Here is a 21452-nt window from a genome sequence, read left to right on the forward strand (position 1 = left end):
ATACTGAGCTTGAACACTTGATATCGTCATGTTGATCCCCTCAGAGGTGGCACGTTCGGTCGCTGGTCGTCCAATTCCTTCTCTCGGTGCTGGTCAGCCGACCCGACTCGCCGCCCTTGTCGTCGTCGGCGTCGGCCTGATTTACCCGGTAAGCGGGAACGACTGGTACCCAGGTCCTTGGCGAGCTGGATGAGCGGCTTGCCGCCCTGGTGCGCCGGCTCGACGGAACGGCCGCCGGGTGTGGCGAGGGGATGACGGACATCCCTCTTGATGATCAAGGGTGACCTCAGGTCAGGTGTCCGTGCCGTGGGGGGAGCTCACCGTGGCACCGCTCGCCGGCGGCGGCGTTTCCACCAACTTCGCCTTCAACGCCTTGGGCCGCCTCACGACCGTGTTCGGGGAGGTGTCCGGACCCCGGAGCGGCGCGGGCGCCATGAGCAGGAACGGGCTGAATCCAGGGCAGCGGCACCGGAAACGACCGTCATGCGCGTCCCCTCGATGCCAGCAGCGCCCGCGCGCGGGCGAGGTGGGGACGGTCGAGCATGGCGCCGTTGAGACCGATGGTTCCGGCGCCGGGGTTGGCGGCGAACAGATCGACGATCTCTTGGGCCGCCGTCAGTTCCTCCTCGGTGGGCGCGAAGGCCGCGTTGATCACCTCGACCTGCGAGGGGTGGATGGCCAGCATGCCGCGATAGCCGTCACGGCGTACCTTCTCGGCCCGGTCGCGCAGGCCTTCCAGATCACGGAAGTCGCCTTCGATGGTTTCGACGGGTGTCACTCCGGCGGCGGCCGCACCCAGCAGGCACAGGCTTCTGGCCAGCTCATAGGTGAAGCCGTAGCCGCCGTCGGGGTTGCGGTTGCCACCGGCCCCGACGGCATCGGCGAGATCTTCCGCACCCCAGGTCATGGCGACCAGGCGCGGCGCGCCCTTGTAGGTGCCGGCGGTGAACATGGCCTCCGCCGTCTCGGTCAGCAGGGCGATGACTTTTGTCGAACCTTGCTCGATACCGGCGGAGACTTCCAGAGCCGAAAGGTAGTGGTCGAGCAGCTCCACGTCCTCGCGGCCGCGTGACTTGGGAAGCATGATGCCGCCGGGCCGGGCCGGCATCACCGCTGCCAGGTCGGCCAGCGCGTGGGGGCCGTCGAGAGGATTGATCCGCACCCAAAGCCGGCTCCTGTCCTTCACCGGCCGGGTTTCGAGAAAGGCCGGGACCATCGCCCGGGCCGTGCCCTTCTCCGTTTCCGCGACCGCGTCCTCCAGATCGAGCAGGACGATGTCCGCAGGGCAGGCGGCGGCCTTTTCCATCTTCCTTTCGCTGTCGCCCGGGGCGAACAGCCAGGAGCATGCGCTGAAGTTCTCTGCGGTGCGGGTCATTCGCGCCGTGACTCCTCGTGTCGATGCCGTGCCGGTTTCCCCGGGACCTCCGGAGAACCCGATCAGTCGTCGTTCAGACGGAATACCGGTGACAGGGCCTCCGCGGTCTCGAGCAGGGCCGGAACATGCTTGCGCAGGTCCGAGATCATGGTGCGGGCGGAGATCGTGGAGACGCTCACCGCCGCGACCACCCGGCCGTCCGCGCCGGCGATGGGGGCGGCGATGGCGCGCAGACCCGTCTCGAGCTCCCCGTCGACGAGCGCCCAGCCCTGCCGTCTGGTCTCCATCAGCTCGCGGCGCAGGTGCGCGGGGTCGGTGAGAGTCCGCTCGGTGTACTCCTGGAGCGGCTCCTCGGCGAGCCAGGCGTCGAGTTCGCCGTCGTCGAGGTGGGCGAGCAGGGCGTGGCCCATCGCGGTCGCGTGCGCGGGCAGCCGGGAACCGATCCGTCCCCTGATCGTGGTGATGCGGCGGGTGAAGGCGCGGGCGATGTAGACGATGTCCCGCCCGTCGAGCAGCCCGACCGAGCACGACTCGTCGATCGCCGTCCGCAGGTCGTTCAGGACGGGCTGTACCGCCTCCTCCAGGTTGAGTGAGGCGAAGAAGCTCCAGCCGAAGTTCAGCACCTTCGGGGTCAGGGAGAACTGGCGGCCGTCCGCACGGACGTAACCCAGCGACTTCAACGTCAGCAAGATCCGCCGTGCGGTGGGGCGCGTGGTGTTGGTGAGGGCGGCGACCTCGCTCAGCGTCAGCGACGGGTGGGCGGCGTCGAAGACGGCCAGGACGGCCAGTTGCCGTTCGAGCGACTCCAGCGCCTCGGGGGCCTTGGCCGGTCGGGCGGCCGTGGTCGCCTTGGCGGCCTTGGGGGCCCGCCGTGACGCGGCCGCCGGCCGGACGGCCGCCTTGTCGCCGGCCGTTGCCTCGTCGTCCACTGTGGCTCCAGTTCGTCCTCATCGTCGTGGGGATCCGCGACGTCTCCCGCTCGCCGTTCGTGCTGCCGTTCCCGCTGGGCTGCCGTCGCGGCCGGTGTCCGTGTTGCAGTGTACGACCAACTGTTCGCTGGGTGGCACCCGGCCCGGTGGGACTGTCATTACCGCAGGTAGCCTACGTGAACACCGATTTCGGCCACACCGTTGACATCGCGGTCGCAACCGATTTAATGTCGGCCAGCGTACAAACGACCGTTGAGCGAACAAGGGGAGTCGCGAAGACCTCCCACCGGATCAGAGGCGTGGTCGCGGGTGACCCGTCAGGCAGGAAGGACCGTGGTAGATGAGTCACTCGGCGGAGTCGGTGTCACAGCGGCTCGCTCGGTTCGTCGTCGCCCTGGACGTTGAGGGGCTGCCGGCGGACGTCCGGGCCGCGGGCGCGCTGCACGCCCTCGACGCGATCGGATGCGGGGTCGCGGCCTTCGCCCTCGGGGAGGCGCCGTACGTGTCGGCCGCCGCCGACGAGGCGGGGGTCGGCGGGCCCAGCACCGCGATCGGCGGCCGCGGGCTGCCCTCGACCGAGGCCGCGATGATCAACGGGACGCTGTGCCACGCCCTGGACTTCGACGACACCCACCCGGACTCGGTCGTGCACGTCAGCGCGGCCGTGACCCCGGCCGCGCTCGCCGCGGCCGAGGCCCACGGCGCGTCCGGCGCCGACACGCTGGCCGCGATCGTGGCGGGCAACGAGGTGTCGACGCGCGTCGGCGCCGCCGCGGGAGGGGTGTTCCACAAGCGCGGCTTCCACCCGACGGGGATGGCCGGGGTGTTCGGGGCGACGGCCGCAGCCTGCCGGGTCCGCCGCCTCGACGCGGATCGCACCGCCCACGCTCTCGGGATCGCCGGCAGCATGGCCGGCGGCCTGCTGGAGTTCCTCGCCGACGGCGCCGAGACCAAGAAGCTGCACCCCGGCTGGGCCGCCCAGGCGGGACTGACCGCGGCCCGCCTCGCGGCCCACGGAGGCACCGGCCCCGCATCGGTCTTCGAGGGCGCCCGCGGGTACTACGCCACCTACGCGCACGGGTTCGGTGAGGCGCTCGGACGGCTGGAGGCGCTGGTCGGCGAACTGGGCACGGTGTGGGAGACCCCGCGGATCGCGATCAAGCCCTACCCCGCCTGCCACTACGCCCACGCACCCGTCGACGCGCTCCGCGAGATCCTCGCCGAGCACCCGATCACGCCGGAAGAGGTCGACAGCATCACCGCCTTCTCCGACGAGACGGGCGTGGCGCTCGTGCTGGAGCCGGCGGCGGACAAGGTGCGCCCGCGCACGCCCTACGACGCCAAGTTCAGCCTCCCGTACTGCCTGGGCGCCCTGCTGGTGCACGGCAAGGTCGACGTGACGAGCTTCCTGCCCTCGGCGGTACGGGACGAGCGGGTGCTCGCGCTCACCCCGAAGGTGGGCTACGAGCTCAAGCAGTACTCGCCGCGTCCGGACTCCTTCGGCGGCGGTGTCACGTTGCGCACCACCGACGGGCGCACCCACACAGCGGAGTTGCGCTACCAGCGGGGAGGCGAGGAGAACCCCATGTCCGTGGACGAGATCGTCGCGAAGTTCCGGGCGAACGCCGCGCTGGGCCTGGACGCCGACGGCGTCGCAGTGCTCGAAGGCGGCGTGCTCGGCCTGGGCGGCGCGGGCGACCTCGGCTTCCTCTCCGTCCTGGGCGCGGTGTCGCAGGCACCGTCGTCCCCCGGCGCCATGGCGGGGGTGCGGGCATGACGACGCCGCGTCCAGGGCGGTTCCTGGAGGACTTCGAAGTGGGGGCGGTCTACCGGCATCCGCTGGGCCGCACCATCTCCGAAGCGGACAACACCTGGTTCACGCTCCTGACGATGAACACCCACCAGTCGCACTTCAACGCCCACTACTCCGAGGGAACGCCGTACGGACGGCCGCTGGTGAACTCCGGTTTCACGATCGCGCTCGTGCTGGGCCAGACCGTGTCCGACATCAGCCAGAACGCCGTCGCCAACCTGGAGATGACCGACATCCGGCTGACGCACCCGGTGTTCGTCGGGGACACCCTCTACGCGGAGTCCATCTGCACAGGGGTGAGGGAGTCGAAGTCGCGTCCCGACGTCGGCATCGTCTCCACCTACACGCGGGGGCTCAACCAGGACGGCGAGAAGTGCCTGTCGTTCCGGCGCTCGGTGATGGTGAACCGCCGCTCCTCCGCGACGGCCGGGACGCCCTTCCCCGAGCCGCGTGCGGGCGCGCTCACCCTGGACGGCCTGGAGGAACGGCCATGAGCGGGGGGCGGCTGCCGCTGCAGGGGCTGCGGGTGATCGCCGTCGAGCAGTACGGCGCGGGCCCGTTCGGCTCGCTGCACCTGGCCGATCTCGGCGCCGACGTGATCAAGATCGAGGACCCGGCCGTGGGCGGTGACGTCGGCCGGTTCACCCCGCCCTACACCACCGGAACCCAGCCCGGAACCCAGGCCGGTGCCGAGGACCGCGGGCCGGACTCGCTGTTCTTCCAGAGCATCAACCGCAACAAGCGGTCCGTCGTGCTCGACGTCCGCAACCCCTCCGGAAGGGAGGTGTTCGAACGCCTCGTCGCCAACGCGGACGCGGTCTACTCCAACCTGCGCGGCGACGTCCCGGAGAAGCTGGGCATCACCTACCGGCAACTCGCCCACGTCAACCCGCGGATCGTGTGCTGTTCGCTGAGCGGGTTCGGGATGAGCGGGCCGAGGCGGAGCCAGCCGGGCTACGACTACCTGCTGCAGGGGCTGGCCGGCTGGATGAGCCTCACCGGGGCCCCCGACGGGCCGCCGACGAAGTCGGGCGCCTCGCTGGTGGACTTCGCGGGCGGTGTCACCGCGGCACTGGCACTGCTGGCCGGGGTGCACGGGGCGCGGGAGACGGGGATCGGCACCGACTGCGACGTCAGCCTCTACGACACCGCGATCTCCATGCTGAACTACCTGGCCGCCTGGCATCTGACCGCCGGGCACGAGCCCGCGCGCACCGCGAACTCCGCCCACCCGAGCCTGGTCCCGTTCCAGAACTTCCGCACCGCCGACTCCTGGATCGTCGTCGCGTGCCCGAAGGAGAAGTTCTGGCGGCGCCTGGTCACGGCGCTGGGCGAGCCCGAGTGGGGCGCCGACCCGCGGTTCGGAGACTTCGCCGGGCGCGCCGACCACCGCGAGGAGGTGCTGGGGCTGGTGCAGAAGGCACTGATCGCCCGCACCACCGCCGAATGGCTTCCGCTGCTCGAAGAGCACGGGGTGCCGTGCGCGCGGGTGAACACCGTCCCCGAGGCCCTGGCCGAGGAGCACTCCGCCGCCCGCGGCCTGGTGCTGGAGGTCGACCACCCCGTATGGGGCCGGGTCCGCCAGGTCGCCACGGCCGCCCGGGTCGGCGAACCCCGCGACCGGCACCGCCGCGCGCCCGCGCTCGGGGAGGACAACGGTGCCGTCCTCACCGACCTGTGCGGCTACACCCCCCGGGAACAGGACGCCCTGCGCGCCGCCGGGGCTTTCGGGACCACCGAGAACTGACAGGACGAGAGCATGGACTTCGCACTCACCGACGAGCAGCGCCAGTTCCGCGACAGCGTGCGGGCGTTCGTGGACAAGGAGATCATCCCGGTCGCCCGGGACGCCGAGCACTCCGGCCGATACCCGACCGAGATCGTCGAGACGATGAAGGGACTCGGCTTCTTCGGCGCGCTCATCCCGGACGAGTACGGCGGGATGGACGTCGACTTCGTCTCCTACTCCCTGCTGTTCGAGGAGATCGCGCGGGGCTGGATGGGCATCGCCGGCATCCTGGGCAGCCACACCCTGGCCACCTGGATGATCAACCGGCACGGCACCGAGGACCAGCGGCGCCGCTACCTGCCCGAGCTGGCCACCGGCGCCCGCCGCACCGGCATCGCCCTGACCGAACCCGACGCGGGCAGCGACCTCCAGGGCATCACCACCCGCGCCCGCCGCGACGGCGACCACTACATCGTCACCGGCACCAAGACCTGGATCACCAACGCCCGCTTCGCCGACCCGCTGCCCGTCCTGGTCAAGACCGACCCGAAGGCCGACCCGGCGCACCGGGGCATGAGCATCCTGCTCGTCGACGCCGCCAGCCCCGGTTACGAGGTCGCCCGCGACCTGCCCAAACTCGGCTACAAGGGCCCGGAGAGCTGCGAGGTCACGCTGGACGAGGTCCGCGTGCCCGCCGCGAACCTCCTCGGCGGCACCGAGGGCAGGGGCCTGCAGCAGGCGCTCTCCGCGCTGGAGGTCGGCCGCATCAACGTCGCCGCCCGCAGCCTCGGCATCGCCCAGCGCAGCTACGACGAGTCCCTGGCCTACTCCCGCGAGCGCCGCACGTTCGGCAAGCCGATCGCCGAGCACCAGGCCATCCAGCTCAAGCTCGCCGACATGGCCACCACCCTGCAGGCGGCGCGGCTGCTCGTCCGCTGGGCCGCGGTCGCCAAGGACGACACCGACCGCGCCGACCTCGAGACCGGCATGGCCAAGCTGTTCGCGTCCGAGGTGGCCGTGACCGCCGCGCAGGACGCGATGCGCATCCACGGCGGCTACGGCTACTCGCAGGAGTACGAGGTCGAGCGGCTGTTCCGCGACTCCATGCTGATGAGCATCGGGGAAGGCACCAGCGACATCCTGCGCACCGTCATCGCCAAGGCCGTCGTCTCCGGACGCGGCAAGGTCACCTGACCCCGCGGCACGCGACCGCGACCCCCGCCCCACATTCGCCGCTCATACAGGAGCCCCCTTTGGAACTCTTCGGCTTCGACGTCCGGTGGACACTGCCGGAACGGCTGCTGAGCATCGAGGACTACCGGCGCGCCGCGCGGAGGCGGCTGCCGGCGATGGTGTGGAACTACATCGACGGCGGCGCCGACGACCTCGTCACACTGCGGGACAACCGCTCGGCCTTCGACCGGTGGTCACTGGTCCCCGGCGTCCTCAAAGGGATCGAGGACCACGACACCGCCGCGACCGTCGCCGGCATCCCGCTGGCACTGCCCGTGCTGCTGGCACCGACCGGCGCCTCCGGCATGGCGCACTGGAGGACGGACCTGCTCGCCGCCGCCGTCGCCGAACGGATGGGCACCCGGTACGTGGTCAGCACGGCCTCGTCCTGGTCGCTGGAGGAGATCGCCGAGGCGGCCCGCGAAGCCCACCTGTTCCAGCTGTACCCGCGCGCCGGCACGGTGACCTCGTCGCTGATGCGCCGGGCCTGGAGCGCCGGCTACCGGACGATGATGGTCACGGTCGACGTCCCGGTGAAGGGCAGCCGCGAAGGCGAACGCCGTACCGGGATGCGCGGCAACGGCCTCCCGCCCATCCTCACCCCGCGCACCGCGCTGAACTTCGCCCGCCACCCCCGCTGGACCTACGACGTGGTACGCCACCAGCGGTTCGGCGGCTACAACTTCGTCGAGCAGACCGGGATCGCCGCGGCCGTCGAGTCCCTGCACATCCAGGAACGCGAGCTCATGCAGTCGACGCTGAACTGGGACGACGTCGCCTGGATGCGGGACCAGTGGAAGGGCGCCCTCTACCTCAAGGGAATCCTGAACCCCGAGGACGCCGAGCAGGCCGTCCGCCTCGGATTCGACGGCGTCGTGGTGTCCAACCACGGCGGCCGGCAGCTCGACTTCGCCCCCGCCAGTCTCGACGCCCTGCCCGACGTCGCGGCGGCGGTCGGCGGTAAGGCCGAGGTGCTGCTGGACGGCGGCGTCAGACGGGGCAGCGACGTCGTCAAGGCGCTCGCGCTCGGCGCGTCCGCCGTCATGATCGGCCGCCCGTACCTGTACGGCGTCGCGGTGTCCGGTGCCGCGGGCGTCCGGCACGTCCTGGAGATCCTTCGCGAGGAGATCGTCCGGACGCTCACCCTCATGGGCGTCGCGTCCGTCGGTGACCTCGACCGCTCGTCGGTGACCCCGCGCCACCACGAGTTCAAGTAGCGCCTGATCCCATGAAGGGAGCCACCCCCATGTCCCTGGTCATCGACGCGCAGGTCCATATCTGGGGACCTTCGACCCCGGAGCGGCCGTGGCCGCCCGGTCACGGCGAGCCCCAGCGCGCCGAGCCCCTGTCCGGCGACGAACTGCTGTCGGACATGGACCGGTGCGGCGTGCACCGGGCGGTGCTGGTGCCGCCGTCGTGGCAGGGCGACGGCAATGACTTCGCGCTGGAGGCGGCGCGCGCGCACCCGGACCGGTTCGCCGTCATGGGCCGGTTCGACGCGCTGAGCGCGCCCCGTCCCGAAGCACTGGAGACCTGGTGCGACGACCCCGCGATGCTGGGCGTCCGCCTGACGCTCCACACCGAGGACGGCATCCGCGCCCTGGCCCGCCGGGAACTCGACTGGTTCTGGAGGGCGGCCCAGGAGCACGCGGTCCCCGTCATGATCTACGCCCCCGGGAACCTCGCCGCCGTCGACGACCTGGCACGCCGGTTCCCGCGCCTGGTGCTGACGGTCTGCCACGCGGGCCTGCCGCTGGAGGACCTGGGCGACCGCGTCTGGGCCGAACTCGAACATCTCTGGCCCCTGGCCGAACACGACAACGTCGCCGTCAAAGCCGCGTCGCTGCCGTACTACGTCCGCGAACCCTGGCCGTTCGCCGAGCTGCAGGGGGTCGTGCGCCGCATGGTCGACGTCTTCGGGCCGCGGCGGGTGTTCTGGGGATCGGACCTCTCCCGCCTGCCCTGCGCCTACGACGACCTCGTGAGGTTCTTCCGCGACCTGGACTTCCTCTCCGCGGACGAGCGCGACCAGGTACTGGGTCGCGGCATCGCGGAATGGCTGCGCTGGACGACCGACGACTGAGGAGAGGCTCCACCCATGACGATCAAAGGCCACCACTGCGTCGCGCGAGCGCTGCGCGACCACGGAGTCGACACCGTCTTCGGGCTGCTCGGCGACGCCAACATGCTGCACGTCCACGACTACACCGAGCACGAGGGCGGCACCTTCGTGTCCGCCGTCGACGAGCGCGGAGCGGTCAGCATGGCCGACGGCTACGCCCGCATCCGCGGCACGGCCGGCGTCGTGACCGTCACCCACGGCCCCGCCACGACCAACACGATCACGGCGCTGGTCGAGGCGGTCCGCGCCGACAGCCCGATCCTGCTGATCACCGGCGATCCGGTCAGCAAGCGCTACTTCCCCCAGGAGATCGACCTGGAGGGACTCGCCCGGCTCTCCGGCGCCGACTACTGGCGCGTGCGCACCCCCGAGCACCTCGTCGACGACCTCGCCATGGTGCTGGCCAAGGTGGAGCTCACCCGGCGGCCCCTGGTGCTGAACATCCCGTTCGACTTCCAGTTCGCCGACCTGGAGTACGCGCGATCACCGTTCCGTCCGGTGGAACCCCAGGTCACAGGACCTGACGAGGCGGCACTGGACAGGGCCCTCGGCGTGCTGGCCAGCGCCCGGCGCCCGGTCGTGGTCGCCGGACGGGGAGCGGTGCTGGCCGACGCGGGCAAGGAGCTGGTCGGGCTGGCCGACGCTCTCGGCGCGCCGCTGGCGAGCACCGCCGGAGCCAAGGACCTCTTCTCCGGGCACCCGTATGACATCGGCATCATCGGCACCGTCGCCCGGCCGAAGGCTCTCGACGTGATCAACTCCAGCGACTGCCTGATCGTCTTCGGGGCGGGGCTCAACGACCACACCACCGTCGGCGGCGCGCTGCTGCGGGACAAGGCGATCGTCCGCTGCGACCTGCGCCCGGAGAAGCTGCTGCGCGCCACGCCCGCCGATGCGGTGGTCCTCGGCGACGCCAAGGCCATCGCCACCGAGATGCTGGACCGCCTCAGGGAGGCGGAGCTGGAACCCGGCACCTGGCGGATCAGCGCCCTCGGGCCGGCCGGCATGCCCGGCGTGCCCGTGAGCGAGGACTTCACCGACCGGAGCGGCCCCGGCGGCATCGACCCGCGCACGGCGATGATCAGGCTGGACGAGATCCTGCCCCGGCCGCGCCAGGTGGTCACCGACGTCGGCCGCTTCGTCACCGCACCCTGGCGCTACCTGCACGCCGACGCGGGGACCCGGTTCTTCCAGACCGGAGGGAACTGGTCGTCCATCGGCCTGGGAGTCGCGGCGGCCATCGGAGCCGCGTCCGCCGCCCCGGACCATCTCACGGTCGCGGTGGTCGGCGACGGCGGCGGAATGATGGGGATCGTCGAGTTCTCCACGGCCGTGCGCAACCGCATCCCCTTCCTCCTCGTCGTGGTCAACGACCGGTGCTACGGCGCGGAGTACCCGAAACTCATCAACCACGGCGTGGACCCCGACTACGCCAGCCTCGGCTGGCCCAGCCTGGCGGGCGTCGCCCGCTCGCTCGGCGGGGCGGGGCACACCGTGCGAACGCCGGCGGAGCTCGACGCGGCCGTCGCGGCGATCCGGCACCCCCTCGACACCCCCACGCTGATCGAGCTCGAAGTCGATCGGCGCATCGAACCCTCGGAAAGCTGACCCCCTACTCGCGTATCGCCCCACCCTGAACGAAGGCGACAGCAATGGCACTCACCGCAGAGACGGACGCCGCAGGCGCGCGTTCGCACGAGAACTCACGAAGATCACTCATCGCCTCGTCCATCGGCAACCTGCTCGAATGGTACGACTTCGCCGCCTACGGCTACATGGCCGTCGTCATGGGCTCGCTCTTCTTCCCCAGCGGGAGCGAGGCCACCTCCCTGCTGCTGTCGTTCGCCACCTTCGGTGTCGCGTTCGCCATCCGCCCGCTGGGCGGTGCGATCATCGGCCCGCTCGGTGACAAGATCGGCCGCCGTACCGTCCTGTGCATCGTGGTGCTGGGGATCTCGGCGGCCACCTTCGCCATGGGGCTGCTGCCGACCTACGCCTCGATAGGGATCGTGGCGCCGATCCTGCTCGTGCTGCTGCGCATGGTCCAGGGCTTCTGCGCGGGCGGCGAGGTCGGCGGGGCGATCACCTTCGTCGCGGAGGCCGCCCCGACCGCGCGGCGCGGCTACTACGCGAGCTGGATCCAGTCCTCGGCCGTGCTCGGGTTCTTCCTGGGCCTGTCGACGCCGACGGTGCTCAGCGCGGTCCTGCCGGGGGACGCCCTGGAGTCGTGGGCCTGGCGGGTCCCCTTCCTCGTCGCCGGACCGCTGGGCCTGATCGGCCTCTACATCCGGCTGAAGCTCGAGGAGACCCCGAACTTCAAGGAGCTCGAGGAGTCCGGCAAGGTCGCCGACAGCGTGACGCGCGAGGTCTTCGGCCGCAGCTGGGGCAACATCTTCCTGGCCGCCGGGATCGGTATCCCCCTCCAGATGGGGTACTTCATGATCCTCACCTACGTGCCCTCATACCTGAAGACCGCCCTGGACTACAGCTCGACCACGGCCTACTTCGCGACGGGCACGGCCATCGTGGCCGACCTCCTCGTCATCCCGTTCGCCGCGGTCCTGTCGGACCGGGTGGGCCGCAAGCCCGGCATGCTGGTCGCGGCGATCGCGTTCGTCGTCGGCGCGGTCCCCCTGTTCATGATGATCCAGGGCGGTGGGATCCCCGCGTTCGTCGCGCTCGGTATCCTGGGCGCGCTGCACGGCGTCTACCTGGGCTTCTGCGGTGCCGCCCTGGCCGAGATCTTCGCGACCCGCAACCGCTACGGCGGCCTGTCGGTCGGGCACAACATCGGCGCCGCGGTCTTCGGCGGGGCGACGCCGTTCATGGCGACCTTCCTCGTCGACCGGACCGGCAACAATCTGATGCCGGCGTTCCTCATCCTCGGCTGCTGCCTGCTCTCGCTCGTCGCGATCTTCGCGATGAAGGACAGAGCCGGCCAGCCGCTCGTCCAGGAGTGACCACCAGTACCAGGACGGCAATGACTCGGGCTCGGAATCCGCCGGATTCCGAGCCCGAGTTTCGTGGCGGCGCCCCAGCCTGCAGAGAACGGGGACGGAGTTTCCTCCGTCCGCGAGACCGCGTGTCCGATCTCGCCGAGGCGACAGCCCTGTCCCGCCGGGCGATCGTCACCTCGACGAAGTCGGCCGCCGGGTCGGTCACCTGGGCGGCATCGCCGGCGCGCCTGGTTCATTACGAGCGTGACCACGGCAGCGCGCGGACCATGGTGTCCTGGACCACGCCGTCGGCGTGCCCGACCACCTTGCGGACAAGGGGCAGGAACTCGTGCACGGGCCGCCGTGTGCCCCGGCCCGCGCGGCCATGACCAGCCGACGCCGGTCCGTCCGGAGATCCTCTGCTCGCGCACGGATGACAGAAAACCGCCACACTGCCCCAAATCCACGACGGTCGCGGCCCCGTCCCGTGGAAGGCGTGCTTGTCGCCTTGCTCGCATTTGGCGGCGCGTTCGTCCTCGATGTTGACGATGGCCAGCCACAGCGGCTTGACCACGGCGTCGTGGTGGGGAAGTGTCCGCGGGCCTTGGTGAGTTCAGCGACTCGATCCCGTTGGTGGTGCAGAGCAGCCTGCGGACCGGGCCGGTGAAGGCGAAGAACGGCGTGAAACGGTCCCAGGCGTCCTCGAACACCTTCACCGCCTGCGGATACCTGCGATCCAGATCTGTGCCCGCGAACTCGGCCAGGGCCTCCAGCGCGGCGTCGATCGCGGTGTAGACCTTCTTCAGCTCCTTGGCCACCGCGCCGGCATCGCGACGGGCGACCGGCCGCAGCGCATTCCTGATGAGATGGACCACACAGACTCCCGTTGTCAACCTGCGGGGCTGAAAAAGGCTGGTGGGATGGGGGCGGAGGCTGGACAGGCAAAGAGCCCGCGGAGCGGTGCGCCGCGCGGGTGGTCTTTGGGGCGGGGGTTAGGCCGCACTGTCGTCCTGCTTGGCGGTCAGGTACTTGTCGGGGTCATAGGGGACGTGGTCGGTCCAGCAGCGCCAGAGGACGCGGGCCCAGCGGGAGCTCAGGCCGCGCAGGGCGCTTCGCCGTGGCCGCGGGCGCGTGCGTCCTCGTAGGCATGTCTGGCCCAGTCGGCTTCACGGGTGGAGGTGAAGGCCCACCAGTCGATGGCATGGCGCATGCGCTTGTTCGCGGCGTAACGGAAGCGGACTTGGTGCATCCGGCCGGGGGCGCGGGCCGGGGCCAAGCCGGTCTCCGCCAGCAGCGCCGCCGGTCCGGCCGAAAGCCAGATCGTCACCTACCGACGGGTGAAAACGACCGGGTCGTCTCCGCGTTCTCCGCACTGATCGCCTCACCTGGAGCGCGCACCCACCACGTCCACCACCGCGCCAAGGGCGGACGGCACGCCGCCGCCCTCCGCCACCCACCACTGCCGCTTGACTCTTACGGCCATCGGATGTCTTGAGCCACTCTCGTCGGCGGCTGTGGCCGGCACGCGTGCCGTTGAATGAGCCAGCCCGGCGGGCGGCAGGTGTAACTCGGGCGACCCCTGGCCACAGGCTTGTTGATCTTGGCCGCAGACCGCGATCAACGCCACTGATCCAACAAGCTGGAGTCCTCTCTGCTCATTGCGGCTGACACAGAGAGGTGCCGAAACCGTCCAGTCACACATGAGCCGCTCGCCTGGTTCACCGGGGCTCGCGTCGTACGCCGGTCTTGCGCACGGTGACGTTGCCGGTCGCCTGTGCCCGGCAGGCGAGCCTGAATCGGGTGGGGTCCTGGCGGCGGGGGAGGCGGTCTTCGATGGTGGCGCGCTCCTCCTCATCGGGGGGAGTCAGGTGCTCGGTGCCGCTGATCACCTCGATGTGGCAGGCCGCGCAGGTCGCCTGGCCGTGGCACGCCGTGGGCCAGCGGTAGCCGAGGCGCCAGGCGGCCTCGATGATCGTCTCTCCGGGCAGGGGTTCGAGGTCGGCTCCGATGGGGTCGACGTGCACCACCGGCCTCCGGTGCTCTCCGGTCACGTCTCCGCTCCGGCGAGGCGCGCGGCGTGCTTCATGGCGATGTGGGAGAAGACGAAACTGGCGCCGATGCTCGCGCCCGCCCCTGGGTAGGCGCGGCCCATGAGGGACGCGGTGCAGTTCCCGGCGGCGTAGAGGCCGGGGATCGGGTCGCCGTCGTTGTCGAGGACGCGGGCGAACTCGTCGCACAGGAGGCCGCCGCTGGTGCCCACGTCGCTGGGATAGAGCTCGACCGCGTAGAACGGCGGCTTGTCGACGGGGGCGAGCGAGGCGTTCGGCTTGTTGCCGTAGTCGCCCTGGTACCGTTCGTGGGCGCCTTCGCCGCGACGGAACTCCGGGTCCCGGCCCTGTTCGGCCGCCGCGTTGAAGCCCTGCACCGTGGCGGCCAGCCCTGCCGGGTCGATGCCGCAGGTCTGGGCGAGTTCCTCCAGAGTGTCGGCCTTCCTCACGTAGCCGTTGGTGAGCCACTCCCCGGGAATGCGGGGCCGGAAGCCGAACAGGTAGCGAGCGCGGTGGCGGGCGTCCATGACGAGCCAGCTCGGGATGGCGTCGCCGTCGGTGTTGTGCGCGTACATCCGCCGGCCGGCCTCCATGTACGAGACCGCCTCGTTGAAGTAGCGCCGGCCGGCCCGGTCGACGATGATCGAACCGGGCTTGCAGCGCTCGGCGTTGACCGGGCTGGGGCGGCCGCCGGGCTGGACGGAGGCAGGGATCCACCAGGCCTCGTCCATGAGGTCGACCGCGGCGCCGATGCGCATGGCGGCCTGAATGGCCTCGCCGGTGTCACCGGGATTGGCGACGGTCCAGGTTCCGTCGTTGGGCTGCCTGGAGTACCGCTTGCGCATCTCCGGGTTGCGGGCGAACCCGCCCGAGCTCAGAAGCACGGCGTGGCGGGCGCGTATCCGCACGGTCTCGCCGTTCCGCTCGGCGACGACGCCCGCGACACGGCCGTCCTCCACGATCAGGTCGACCAGCCCGGTGCCCGTCCAGACCGAGGCGCCGCTCGCGAGGGCGGCCTTGAGGGTCTGGGCGACCAGTGCCGCGCCGTTGGCGAGCCGTCCCTCGCGCCTGAGCCGGCCGGCGGCGGTCCGGACGGCGACGCGGGCGGCGACGCCGGCGGCCCTCGGCCGCCGCTTGATGAGCTGCAGCGTGGCCGCCTCGCCCGTCATCACGACGATCCCGAGCGCGGCGGTCATGCCCGGCATCAGCGTGTCGAACCACGGCCCGAGTTCCCTGCCGGCGGTCACCGCGGGTTCGATGGAGCGACCGCGGACGCTGCCGCCGCGGATGCCCGCCACCCCCGCGTAGTAGTCGCTGTACCCCTCGCACCGGACGAACCGCAGGCCCCGCTCCTGGAGGAAGCGGACCATCTCGGCCCCTTCGGTCACATAGGCGGCGCGCCGCTCGCGCGACGAGGCGGGGCCGGCGTCGCCGACCACGGAGTCGAAGTAGGCCAGGGCGTCGTCCAGGGAGTCGGGGACGCCCTCGGCGCGCATGAGCGGGTTGTCGGGCAGCCACAGGACGCCGCCCGACATGGCCGTCGAGCCGCCCAGCAGCGGCTGCTTCTCGATCAGCAGCGTTTCCAGCCCGTTCGCCGCCGCGGTCAGGGCGCCGCACAGGCCGCCTCCCGATCCCACGACGACGACGTCGGTGACGTGCTCCGCATCGGACACGGTGAACCTCCGGGGGGACGAATCGCCTCAGCGGGCGAGGTGCCGGTCGAGTTCGACGTGCATGTTGCTGATCGCCCGCTCCCATTCGGTGGCGAGGCGGTGCTCGCGGTGGCCGCGGGAATGGACGCCCCGCTGCTGGCGGGCGATGTTGCCGAAGTCCTGGCGCGGGATCAGGCCCCAGTTGTCGGTGTCATCGGGCGCGAACCGGCCCTTGAGCGCGGCCCTGCCGGGTTCCTCGCCCTCGGGGTACATGGTCAGGGACCACACTTCGAACCGGCACTGCTCGGGGTCGTCGCCGTGGGGCCGGACCCGGTACGAGAGCGCGTTGCCGAACTGCGGAAGGATCATGAAGTTCGGGAACAGGAACACCTGGCCGCCCCACAGCCGCACGCCCTCCGGCGTCGGGCGGAGCGGGATGCCGGCGCCTTCGGCGTAGTCGAACAACGCCTTGATCGCGGCCGTGGCGAAGTCCTCGCCGGGCGGGACCCGGTTCTTCACCCCCCGGAAGACGTGCAGGTCGCGTTCGAGCGTCATCGCGTCCTGGCCCTCCCACAGCGTCCGAGACCGTTCCAGGAACGCCTCCGCGCCCCGCCCCTGGGAGACGCCGCCGGCCGTGGGGTCGAACCGGCCCTGGAACCGGGCGTGGCCGTTGCCGAAGGCGGTGTACTCGACGTTGCCGGTCGGGTAGTCCTCGCCCAGGCCGAAGGTGAGCTGCGGGTGCGTGGCCGCCACGTGGTAGCCCTCGTGGAACGCTTCCTGGGCCATCTTCCAGTTCGCGTTGAGGATGGTCTCCTTCCACCACCACACTCGCATGTGCTCGGCGCCGACCGCGTCCAGCAGTTCCGCCGCCGGTGACAGCGCCTCCCGCAGCGGGCGGGCGTCCGGGTCCATGTTGATCCAGACGCAGGCGCCCCAGGTGTCGACCTGGCACTCGCGCAGCCGGATGTCCTCCGGGCGCAGGCACTCCGGGGCGAATCCGTCCGCGCCGTACACGAAGGAGTTGCTGCCGTCGAGGTTCCAGCGCCAGCCGTGGAACGGGCACACGATCTGCTTGCCGGTGAGCCGCCCGGAGCCCTCGCACAGCTGCGTCGCCCGATGGCGGCACGCGTTGTGGAACGCCTTGACCGACCGGTCGTCCTGGCGCACCACCAGGATCGACTGGTCGCAGATCTCGTACTCGACGAAGTCCCCCGGACGCGGGATCTCCTCCAGCCGGCACGCCATCTGCCAGACGCGCGGCCACAGGTGCTCCTTCTCGAGCTCGAAGAACTCCCGGTCGTAGTAGCGCTCGCGCGGAACGCGCAGCGGGTCGCGCATCGCGAACGGGACGGGCCGGGGCTCGTGGGTGGCGGCCATCGGCATCAACCTCCTCTGCTGTGCGGATCAGCCCGGGGAACGGATCGTGCCGATCTCGGCGCCGATCTCGTAGACGGTCCCGACGGCGCCGCTCCAGTGCACCGTGCCGGACGCGCCGGCCTCGATCTCGGAGTCGACCTTGTCGGTCGCGATGACGAACAGCAGCTCGCCCTCCCGGGCCTCCCCTCCGTCCGGGACGAGGAGCTCGACCAGCTCCGCCTCGGAGATCGCGACCGAGACGCGCGGGATCCGGACCGTGAAGTCAGCCACGGGCACCCGCCCGAGCCGCCGGCGCCAGCGTCCGCTCGGCGGCCGCGACGACGCGGTCGGCGCTCGGATAGATCTGCGACTCCAGCGCGGGCGGCGCCGGGTTCGGTACGAACCGGGCCCCCACCCGCTCCACCGGAGCCTCCAGCACGTCGAACAGCTCGCGGTGCAGGATCGCGGCGATCTCCGCTCCCGGCCCGGCGAACCGCACGGCGTCGTGCACGACGACGGCCCGTCGCGTGCGGCCCACGGACTCGACCATCGCCGGCACGTCGAGCGGGACGAGGGTGCGCAGGTCGAGGACCTCCGCGCTGACGTCCCCGGCCTCGAGCGCGGCGGCCGCGTCCAGCATCTCCACCACGCCGCGGCCGTAGCCGATCAGCGTCACGTCGGTGCCCGGCCGCTTCACCTCGGCCTCGCCGAGCGGGATCGCGAACTCCGGGTCGACCGGCACCATTCCGCGCCGGCCCTGGAGCCGGATCGTCTCGACGAAGACGCACGGGTCGTCGTCGAAGATCGCCGAGGTGAGCAGGCCCTTGCCGTCGCGCGGGGTCGAGGGCACGATCACCTTGAGGCCGGGGATGTGCATGAACCACGCCTCCAGCGACTGGGAGTGCGTCGCCCCGGTGCCCAGGCCGCCGTAGACCTGCGTCCGCACCGTGATGGGCGCCGCGGTCCGCCCGCCGGTCATGAACCGCAGCTTCGCGCCGTTGTTGACGAGCTGGTCGGCGGCGATCCCGATGAAGTCCATGATCATGATCTCGGCGACCGGGCGGAACCCCTCCATGGCGGCGCCGACGGCCGCGCCGACGATCGCCGACTCGGAGATCGGCGTGTCGAGCACCCGGTCGGCGCCGTACCTGGTCGACAGCCCCGCGGTCGGGCCCGTGGCGCCCGGATCGGCGATGTCCTCACCCAGCAGGAAGACGCGCTCGTCGCGCGCCAGCGCCTGGTCCAGCGCGAGGTTCAGCGCCTCGCGCATCGTCATCCGTCGTTCTTCCACGTCCACCTCTATTCGGGGCAGTTCCGGGCGTCGGCGTAGACGTCCCGGTCGAGTTCGCCGGCCGGCGTGGCCGGCGCCGCCAGCACGGTGGCCAGCGCCTCCTCGACCGTCCTGACCGCGGCACCGTCGATCTCGTCGAGGTCGCGCCGGCCGCAGATTCCGGCCTTGATCAGGCGCTCCCCGAACAGGGGCACGGGGTCGGCGTCCATCGCGGCGGCCAGCCGCCCGTCCGGCATGTAGGCCATGGGGTCGCCGAAGTAGTGGCCCCGGAACCGGAAGGTGACGCAGTCGAGGAAGGTCGGGCCGCCGGTGCGCGCATGCTCCACGGCTTCGCCCAGCGCGGCGGTGACGGCGAGGGGGTCGTTGCCGTCGACGCGGACGCCCGGCATCCCGTAGCCGCCCGCCCGGTCGGCCAGCCGCTCGATCCTCATCGTGTGCTCGGTCGGCGTCGACTCGGCGTAGCGGTTGTTCTGGCAGAGCAGCACGATCGGCAGGTCCCACAGCGCCGCCATGTTCGCGGCCTCGTGGAAGGAGCCGGTGTTGGTGGCCCCGTCACCGAAGCTCGCGACGACGACCCGGTCCAGGCCCTTGCGCCGCGCGGCCATCGCCAGCCCCACCGCGACGGGCGGTCCGGCCCCCACGATTCCCGTCGACAGCATGACACCGGATTCCGGGCGGGCGATGTGCATCGTCCCGCCCTTGCCCCGGCTCGATCCCACCTGGCGGCCCAGCATCTCGCCGTAGATCTCCACCAGCGGCACGCCCTTGCCGATGAGGTCGTGCAGCCCCCGGTAGGTCGTGACCAGCTGGTCGTTCGGGCGGAGGCACACGCCCATCGCGGCGGCGATGGCCTCCTGCCCCCGTGGAGGCCAGTAGACGCAGACGAGCTCGCCCGAGGCGATCCCCTTGCTCAGGCGATCGTCGGCCGCCTTCATGAGCGTCATCAGCTCGTACAACCGGCGCTGCGGTCCGGAGCCGGCGGTCACCATCGATCATCAGCTGCCCTGTGAGGCATTCCCGTCCTCCTGGTTCACCCCGACGCGGTCTCGGATCATCATCAACACGGCCGGACCTCGGTTGTCTTTGCGCGCTCGGCCAACTGCTTGCCCCTTTCGGCCGCCGCGGTCGCGTGGCCGCCGCGGGCAATGATTTGGCCGGGCGCGAGAAGACGGGCGCGGGCAGACGCTCGATCCTGGAGAGCACAGCGACCGCGGACGGGCGGGAAAGAAGGACGGTGCGAACAGGCGTGCGAGCGAACGACTCGGTACGGCACCGCCCGTTCGCGGGCATGCCTCGCGCGGCGAGGCGCGACCGTGGATGAGGTGACCGACGCGGACGTCTTCGCCGCGTTCCCCACGGTGCCCATCGACCGGGACAACATCGAGCACTACCGCGGGCTGCTGGCACGGAGGCTGCTGATCAACCGCTGCTCGGAGTGCGGCCGCTGGGTGTACCCGCACCGGCCGCTGTGCCCGCGGTGCTGGTCCTGGGACGTGGTGCCGACCGAGGTGAGCGGTGACGGTTCCGTCTTCATGCTCACGCTGATCCATCAGGCGCGCGATCCTCGCGCGGACCCGGGGACGCCGGTGGCGGCGGCCGTCGAGCTCAGCGAGCAGCGGGGCCTGCGCTACCTGGCGCCGCTCGTGAACTGCCCGCTCGACGACATCGGGCTCGACATGCCGGTCCGGCTCACCTGGATCGAGCGCGACGGGCTCGCCCGCCCGGCGTTCGAGCCCGCTGAACGCGACCGAGAACGGGAGCAGGGATGGCCCGCAACCCGCTGAGGGACGGCATCGCCGTGGTCGGCGTCGGGTCGACGCCCTACGGGCGCGATCTCGCGCGCACGGAGTTGTCCCTCGGCCTCGAAGCGGCGATCAACGCCGTCCGGGACGCGGGCATCGGCCTCCAGGAGATCGACGGCATCTGCGGCAGCGCCATGGACCCCATGGCGGGCGGCGCCGGTTTCCTCGCGCTGCAGGGCGCGCTGGGGGTCGAGAGGGCGACGTGGGTCATGAACGGCTGGCTCGGCTCCTGTTTCGTCCACGCCGCCGAGGCCGTGTTCTCCGGGCTCTGCGACGTGGCGCTGGTGGTTCAGGTCTACACGCGCGGGCCGGGGATGTCGCGGTCCGCCGCCCAGGACCCGTTCCGGCGGCGGGCGGCCGAACTGAAGCGCGGCCCGGTCGGAAGGGGCGACTTCGCCCGCCGCTGGTTGCACAGCGCCGAGGTGTACGCCGCCTGGGCGGCGCGCTACATGCACGACTTCGGCGCGTCCAAGGACGTCTTCGGACGGCTCGCGGTGAACAACCGCACCCACGCCTCGACGAACCCGAACGCGCTGCAGCGCACCCCCATCACCATGGACGACTACCACGCGTCCCGGATGGTCTGGGAACCGCTGCGACTGCTCGACATGGACTATCCGGCCGACTGCGCCGAGGCGCTGATCATCACGACCGCCGAGCGGGCGCGGGATCTGCGGGCCAGGCCGGTGTACGTCGAGGCGATGTCGCTCGGCGGCACCCGTGTCGGCGAGTTCTACGAGAACAGCCTGGGCTGGACGGAGAACGCGGCGTGGGTGGCGATGGACGGCGCCTGGCGTCGCAGCTCACTCACGGTGGACGATCTCGATCTGTTCTTCCCGTACGACGGTTTCACCCTCAACGCCGTCGCGCTCACCGAGGCGGCCGGCTTCTGCGGGCCCGGCGAGGCGAGCGAGCTGTTCGAGTCGTCCTGGGACGCGGAGCGGAACATCCTCCGCCTGCGCGGGCGCACGCTGGTCAGTACCAACGGAGGCGGTCTCTCCCAGGGGCGCGCCGGCGGCTTCAACTTCTACGCCGAAGCGGTACGCCAGTTGCGCGGGACCGAAGGCGATCGCCAGGTCCCGGGGGCCAGGACGGCGCTGGTGTGCCCGGGCGGCAGCTTTTTCCATGAGCCCGCCGTCGTCATTCTCCGGGCCGACTGACACGGT

General features: G+C 71.2%; 19 protein-coding genes and 1 pseudogene. 10 read left to right on the plus strand and 10 right to left on the minus strand.

The features are described 5' to 3' along the window. Positions 1–481: 481 nt before the first annotated feature. Positions 482–1375: an HpcH/HpaI aldolase/citrate lyase family protein gene (locus tag ACFPZN_RS16530; protein ID WP_378282851.1), complete on the minus strand. Its 894-nt coding sequence runs from the start codon at positions 1373–1375 to the stop codon at positions 482–484. Positions 1376–1437: 62 nt separating this feature from the next. Continuing rightward, positions 1438–2304, minus strand: a complete 867-nt coding sequence (locus ACFPZN_RS16535) for an IclR family transcriptional regulator domain-containing protein (RefSeq protein WP_378282852.1) — start codon at positions 2302–2304, stop codon at positions 1438–1440. Positions 2305–2644: 340 nt separating this feature from the next. Here ACFPZN_RS16535 and ACFPZN_RS16540 point away from each other — a divergent pair, with 340 nt between their 5' ends. Genes ACFPZN_RS16540 through ACFPZN_RS16575 form a run of 8 tightly spaced genes read left to right on the plus strand, consistent with a single transcriptional unit; the run spans position 2645 to position 12161 of the window. Next, complete coding sequence (locus ACFPZN_RS16540; RefSeq protein WP_378282853.1) at positions 2645–4081, plus strand: MmgE/PrpD family protein; 1437 nt, start codon at positions 2645–2647, stop codon at positions 4079–4081. Further along, on the plus strand, positions 4078–4611 hold the full coding sequence (locus tag ACFPZN_RS16545; protein WP_378282854.1) for a MaoC family dehydratase: 534 nt from the start codon (positions 4078–4080) through the stop codon (positions 4609–4611). Before ACFPZN_RS16540 ends, ACFPZN_RS16545 begins: the two co-directional genes overlap by 4 nt. After that, the gene (locus tag ACFPZN_RS16550) at positions 4608–5864 is read left to right on the plus strand and encodes a CaiB/BaiF CoA transferase family protein (RefSeq protein WP_378282855.1); all 1257 of its coding nucleotides are present in this window, start codon (positions 4608–4610) and stop codon (positions 5862–5864) included. Before ACFPZN_RS16545 ends, ACFPZN_RS16550 begins: the two co-directional genes overlap by 4 nt. A gap of 12 nt (positions 5865–5876) precedes the next feature. After that, positions 5877–7040, plus strand: a complete 1164-nt coding sequence (locus tag ACFPZN_RS16555) for an acyl-CoA dehydrogenase family protein (RefSeq protein ID WP_378282856.1) — start codon at positions 5877–5879, stop codon at positions 7038–7040. Between the two features lie 59 nt (positions 7041–7099). After that, positions 7100–8296, plus strand: a complete 1197-nt coding sequence (locus ACFPZN_RS16560) for an alpha-hydroxy acid oxidase (RefSeq protein WP_378282857.1) — start codon at positions 7100–7102, stop codon at positions 8294–8296. Between the two features lie 29 nt (positions 8297–8325). Next, positions 8326–9162 carry an amidohydrolase family protein gene (locus ACFPZN_RS16565; protein WP_378282858.1) on the plus strand — a complete coding sequence of 279 codons (837 nt, stop codon included), beginning with the start codon at positions 8326–8328 and terminating at the stop codon, positions 9160–9162. A 15-nt stretch (positions 9163–9177) separates the two neighbouring features. After that, positions 9178–10809 carry a thiamine pyrophosphate-binding protein gene (locus ACFPZN_RS16570; RefSeq protein ID WP_378282859.1) on the plus strand — a complete coding sequence of 544 codons (1632 nt, stop codon included), beginning with the start codon at positions 9178–9180 and terminating at the stop codon, positions 10807–10809. 44 nt (positions 10810–10853) lie between these two features. Further along, positions 10854–12161 carry an MFS transporter gene (locus tag ACFPZN_RS16575; protein WP_378282860.1) on the plus strand — a complete coding sequence of 436 codons (1308 nt, stop codon included), beginning with the start codon at positions 10854–10856 and terminating at the stop codon, positions 12159–12161. 466 nt (positions 12162–12627) lie between these two features. On the opposite strand, the pseudogene ACFPZN_RS16580 reads toward ACFPZN_RS16575, so the two are convergent. The 8 genes and pseudogenes from ACFPZN_RS16580 to ACFPZN_RS16615 all read right to left on the minus strand — a co-directional run. Beyond that, positions 12628–13015 (minus strand): annotated as a pseudogene (locus ACFPZN_RS16580) (transposase); the annotation flags it as partial. Between the two features lie 215 nt (positions 13016–13230). Further along, positions 13231–13464 (minus strand): hypothetical protein, encoded by a 234-nt coding sequence (locus ACFPZN_RS16585; protein WP_378282861.1) that lies wholly within the window; start codon positions 13462–13464, stop codon positions 13231–13233. A 391-nt stretch (positions 13465–13855) separates the two neighbouring features. Beyond that, complete coding sequence (locus tag ACFPZN_RS16590) at positions 13856–14188, minus strand: 2Fe-2S iron-sulfur cluster-binding protein (RefSeq protein WP_378282862.1); 333 nt, start codon at positions 14186–14188, stop codon at positions 13856–13858. Continuing rightward, positions 14185–15858 (minus strand): FAD-dependent oxidoreductase, encoded by a 1674-nt coding sequence (locus ACFPZN_RS16595; protein ID WP_378282863.1) that lies wholly within the window; start codon positions 15856–15858, stop codon positions 14185–14187. Before ACFPZN_RS16595 ends, ACFPZN_RS16590 begins: the two co-directional genes overlap by 4 nt. Before the next feature lie 27 nt (positions 15859–15885). Then, on the minus strand, positions 15886–17220 hold the full coding sequence (locus ACFPZN_RS16600) for an aromatic ring-hydroxylating oxygenase subunit alpha (protein WP_378282864.1): 1335 nt from the start codon (positions 17218–17220) through the stop codon (positions 15886–15888). A 21-nt stretch (positions 17221–17241) separates the two neighbouring features. Continuing rightward, on the minus strand, positions 17242–17484 hold the full coding sequence (locus ACFPZN_RS16605) for a lipoyl domain-containing protein (protein ID WP_378282865.1): 243 nt from the start codon (positions 17482–17484) through the stop codon (positions 17242–17244). Then, positions 17477–18484: an alpha-ketoacid dehydrogenase subunit beta gene (locus ACFPZN_RS16610; RefSeq protein ID WP_378282866.1), complete on the minus strand. Its 1008-nt coding sequence runs from the start codon at positions 18482–18484 to the stop codon at positions 17477–17479. The genes ACFPZN_RS16605 and ACFPZN_RS16610 overlap by 8 nt, the downstream gene beginning before the upstream one ends. A gap of 8 nt (positions 18485–18492) precedes the next feature. Then, positions 18493–19473 carry a thiamine pyrophosphate-dependent dehydrogenase E1 component subunit alpha gene (locus ACFPZN_RS16615; protein WP_378282867.1) on the minus strand — a complete coding sequence of 327 codons (981 nt, stop codon included), beginning with the start codon at positions 19471–19473 and terminating at the stop codon, positions 18493–18495. A 333-nt stretch (positions 19474–19806) separates the two neighbouring features. Between ACFPZN_RS16615 and ACFPZN_RS16620 the strand changes: the two genes are divergently transcribed. Then, a complete protein-coding gene (locus tag ACFPZN_RS16620; RefSeq protein WP_378282868.1) occupies positions 19807–20268 on the plus strand; it encodes a Zn-ribbon domain-containing OB-fold protein in 462 nt (153 codons plus the stop codon). Next, positions 20250–21446 (plus strand): thiolase family protein, encoded by a 1197-nt coding sequence (locus ACFPZN_RS16625; RefSeq protein WP_378282869.1) that lies wholly within the window; start codon positions 20250–20252, stop codon positions 21444–21446. Before ACFPZN_RS16620 ends, ACFPZN_RS16625 begins: the two co-directional genes overlap by 19 nt. Positions 21447–21452 lie beyond the last annotated feature (6 nt).

It is taken from the genome of Actinomadura rugatobispora (assembly GCF_042656285.1).
Taxonomy (GTDB): Bacteria; Actinomycetota; Actinomycetes; order Streptosporangiales; family Streptosporangiaceae; genus Spirillospora; species Spirillospora rugatobispora.